The following is a 4,093-nucleotide window of genomic DNA, read 5'->3' as shown; positions in this document are numbered from 1 at the left end:
GCAATCATGGCGCGGCCGGAGCCGGGTACGACGATGCGGCGCCCGGTTGGCGGCTCGACGTCTGGAACGCTTCGGCAAGAGTGGCCAGTGACGTCCTCTGACCCCATCGATCGTGTTTCGGGCGGCCCGGACGCGCCCCCGATCCTGTTGGTGCTCGCGGACTCGTTGAGCTACTACGGACCGGAGGGCGGTCTGCCCGCGAACGATGCGCGTATCTGGCCTAATCTCGTTGCGGCCGAATTGGGTTGGCGCGTCGAGTTGGTAGCGCGAATCGGCTGGACCAGTCGTGACGTCTGGTGGGCACTGACGCAGGATCCGCGTGTATGGGCGGCAATCCCGGGGGCCGGCGCCGTCGTGTTCGGGGTCGGGGGAATGGACTCGCTGCCCTCACCGCTTCCGACGGCGCTGCGCGAACAGATTCGATACGTGCGACCGCCTATCCTCCGCCGCGCAGTCAGAGCCGGATACGGTTGGGCTCAGCCGAGATTGGCGCACCTCGGTTGGCCGGTTGCTCTGCCGCCGAAGTTGAGCGTCGACTATCTGGAACAGTGCCGTGCGGCGCTGAATTACGTTCGCCCGGAGCTTCCGCTGATCGGGACGTTGCCGTCGGTGCACAACAGCGACGCGTACGGCAGAGTCCACGCGGGCAGGCCCGCGGCAGAAAAAGCACTGCGGCAGTGGAGCTCGCAGGCGGGCGTACCGCTGGTCGACCTCGCAGAGGCGGTTCGTGCCAACGTTTTCTCAGGGAACGCCAACCCGGACGGCATTCACTGGGGTTGGGACGCGCACATCGCGGTGGCCGAGGCGATGCTCGTCGAACTGCGTGCGGCCATGACCGCGGAAGCACACAACGCATGAGCGTCATCGTCGTAACCGACTCGTCGGCATGCCTGAGCGCCGACGTGGCGAACGAGCTGGGTGTCGAGGTGGCGCCGCTGCATGTCTTCGTCGGCGGTGTCGACCTGCGTGAGGGCGTCGACAAAATTCCCGACGGTTTCGCCGCTGACGGCCCGGTCACGACCGCCGGTGCGTCGCCGGCCGAACTCACCCGGCTCTATACCAGGGCGTTGAACCGTAGTGACGGTGCAGGAGTGGTGGCAGTCCACATTTCACGGGGGCTGTCGAGCACCTTCGACGCGGCGCACCAGGCCGCCTCGGAACTGGGGGATCGGGTTCGCGTCGTCGATTCCGGGGCCGTGGGCATGGGTTTGGGTTACGCCGTGTTGTCTGCGGCCCGGGCCGCTGCCCGCGGTGAGAGTGTCGAGGCCGTGCACGACCATGCTGTGACGGCCGCTGCGCGCAGCCGTAGCTTCATCGTGGTGGATCGGCTGGATCACCTCCGCCGAGGTGGTCGCATCGGCGCGGCAGCTGCCCTGCTCGGGACGGCCCTCGCCATGAAACCGGTGCTGCACCTCAGCGAAGGCAAGCTGGTTCTGGGGGAGAAGACGCGCACGTCGACCAAGGCGCTGACGAAGATGGTCGAGGCCGCAGCCGGTGTGGCCGGCGACAAGAGGGTTGCGCTGACCGTGCACCATATGCTGTGTCCGGAGCGTGCCGACACCGTCGCAGCCCTCCTTGCCGACCGGATTCCGCAGGTCGGCGAGCTGCAGATCGTGCCGTTCGGGGCTGTGCTCGGAGCTCATGTCGGGCCGGGGGCAGTAGGTGTCGTCATCTGCCTCGAGAGTTCGTAGGCCGCAGCGACCGGTAGTTGTCCACAGCCCCGGGGTGCATCCACAGGGTGATTCGCAGCCTGGTGTCACGCCTGTAGCGCCAGTCTTCGGGTGGCTAACGTCCCGACCATGGTTCCCCGAACGCGGCCGATTTCGCGTACCGGCTCTGGCCGCGAACGATCGTTGCTCGAGCGGCACGAAGACTCAGCCGAGTGGGATGACCGGACCGACTCGGGCGAGCGGTCGGACCGTGCACCGGCCTATGACTGGCTCGAGCCCGACGGCGGCCGTGACACTGCGCTGAGTGCCTATTTGCCGGAGCGCTGGCGTACTGCGCGACTCGATCCCGGGCGTGGGGGCATGCTCGCGCTGTGCGCAGTGGGGGTCGTCGTCGTACTGGTCGCGGGATATGCGATGGTGCGCGACGCACCGTCGGCTGCGCCGGTGCCTGCGCTCCCGGTCGTGCAGCCGGAGTCGTCCTCGCAGGACACCCGGTCGCAGGACACCCGGTCACCGACCACGCCGTCTTTGGAGCCGCCGTCGCACATCGTCGTCAGCGTGGTCGGGCTGGTGGCCACATCCGGGCTCGTGCATCTGCCTGCGGGGTCACGGGTGGCCGACGCGTTGGCCGCGGCGGGCGGCCCTCTGGGCGGGGCCGACGTGTTGGCTCTCAACCTTGCGGCGAAGGTGGAGGACGGGGAGCAGATCGTCGTCGGGGCCACCCCACCCGAGGGCAGACCGATCGTCAGCGGAACTGTGCAGGATGGCGGCGGTGGTGCAACCGACACTGCTGCGCAGCACCGAGACCCGGCCACGGAGAGTGGCGGGGTCGACCTCAACACCGCGACGGTTGCCGAACTGGACGCACTGAGCGGGGTCGGGCCGGTGACGGCCGCCAACATCGTTGCGTGGCGTGAGACCAACGGTTCGTTCTCGAACGTCGAGCAACTTGCAGAAGTGGACGGTATCGGGCCGGCGCGTCTGGAAAAGCTCAGAGGGCAAGTGACGGTGTGACAGAGGCGCCGGTCCGGCCGTACGACGTGCGACTGGTTCCGGCGGCCGGCGCAGCGTGGGGTTCGACGATTGCGGGCATCCTGTGCGGATCGAGCGTTGCCGGTGTCGCAACGATGGTGTGGATCTGTGTGGCGGCGTTGTCCTTCGGCCTGCGCGGCCGGCTCGGTGGTCGGTGGACAGGGTTGGTGGCAGCGGCCGTGATCGGGTGCTGCTTTTCCGGAGCGGTGACGCTGCACGCGTGGAGCGCGGAAACCAGTCCGGTCGCGTCGGCGGCGCACGACGGCGCGTGGGTCAGTGCGGCTGCCGTCGTCCGTGAGGATCCACGTCTCCTCACGTTTCCCGGTCCGCCTACGGTGTCGCTGCGCGCCGAGTTGCGGCAGATCGACATCGCCGGCGTGCCGGTCGAACTCGGTGGACGGATCTCGGTGCTCGCACCCGCGGAGGGCTGGGACGCAGTGGTTCCGGGGCAGAGCGTCGTGGTACGTGGCAAACTCTCGCCACCCGACCGGGCGAATCTGACGCTGGGGATCCTCCGGACCCACGGGCCCCCGCTCCGAGTCGAGCAACCCGGCGCCGTCGCGAAATCGGCGTCGGCGGTTCGCAGCTCGCTTGACCTTGCGGCCGCCGACGCGCTTCCGCCCGACCGTGCCGGACTGCTCACGGCGCTCGTCGTCGGAGATGTCTCTGCCCTGCCCGAAGATATCGAAAACGCCTTGCGCGCAGCCGGATTAGCACATTTGACTGCTGTGTCCGGCGCCAATTTTGCGATTGTGTTGGGTGCTGTGCTGTTGCTGGCTCGCAGCGTCGGCGTGGGCCCGCGTACGACCGCGGTGGTGTGCACGGTCGTACTCCTCGCGTTCGTCGTCGTGGCGAGGCCTTCGCCGAGCGTGCTGCGTGCCGCGGTCATGGGCGGCGTCGGCGTGCTGGCACTGGTGACGGGACGGCGCAGACAGGCGGTACCGGCGTTGTGCACTGCAGTGGTGGGCCTGTTGGCCCGGTGGCCGGAGTTGGCGGTCGACTACGGTTTCGCGCTGTCGGTGGCTGCAACTGTCGGGCTGGTGCTCGTTGCGCCGGTGTGGGTCGACTGGCTGCGGCGGCGCGGGTGGGGCAGAGCGTCCGCCGAAATAGTGGCCGTTGCTGCTGCTGCCCATGCGGTGACGGCGCCGATCGTGGCCGCGATGGCAGGCACGTTCTCGGTGGTCGGCGTACTTGCCAACATCGCGGTGGCTCCTGTGGTCGCTCCCATCACGGTGGTGGGCGCGGCGGCGGCCGTTCTCGCGCCGTGGGCAACCCTGCCCGCTTCGCTCGTGCTGCATCTGGCATCAGCGCCTCTGTGGTGGCTGGTCGCCGTTGCCCGGTGGGCCGAGTCGCTTCCCGCTGCGGGCCTGAGCACGCCGACTGGACCGGCC

Annotated in this window: 4 protein-coding genes and 1 pseudogene; all 5 read left to right on the top strand. The window is 68.7% G+C overall.

Features of this window, described 5'->3' with window-relative positions; translation table 11 throughout:
* Positions 1 to 101: pseudogene (locus tag WBQ44_RS09440) on the top strand (histidine phosphatase family protein); the annotation flags it as partial.
* A complete protein-coding gene (octT, locus tag WBQ44_RS09435; RefSeq protein ID WP_495566443.1) occupies positions 88 to 858 on the top strand; it encodes a diglucosylglycerate octanoyltransferase in 771 nt (256 codons plus the stop codon). The pseudogene WBQ44_RS09440 and the gene octT, both read left to right, overlap by 14 nt.
* The gene (locus WBQ44_RS09430) at positions 855 to 1,691 is read left to right on the top strand and encodes a DegV family protein (protein WP_495566442.1); all 837 of its coding nucleotides are present in this window, start codon (positions 855 to 857) and stop codon (positions 1,689 to 1,691) included. The genes octT and WBQ44_RS09430 overlap by 4 nt, the downstream gene beginning before the upstream one ends.
* A gap of 108 nt (positions 1,692 to 1,799) precedes the next feature.
* The gene (locus WBQ44_RS09425; protein WP_495566441.1) at positions 1,800 to 2,684 is read left to right on the top strand and encodes a ComEA family DNA-binding protein; all 885 of its coding nucleotides are present in this window, start codon (positions 1,800 to 1,802) and stop codon (positions 2,682 to 2,684) included.
* Positions 2,681 to 4,093 (top strand): ComEC/Rec2 family competence protein (locus WBQ44_RS09420; protein WP_495566440.1); only part of this gene is annotated, 1,413 nt, incomplete at its 3' end. The genes WBQ44_RS09425 and WBQ44_RS09420, both read left to right, overlap by 4 nt.

This window comes from Rhodococcus sp. (in: high G+C Gram-positive bacteria), from assembly GCF_049591685.1.
Lineage (GTDB): Bacteria > Actinomycetota > Actinomycetes > Mycobacteriales > Mycobacteriaceae > Rhodococcoides.
Note: the sequence above shows the minus strand (reverse complement) of the source record. Positions and strands in the feature narration are given on the sequence as shown.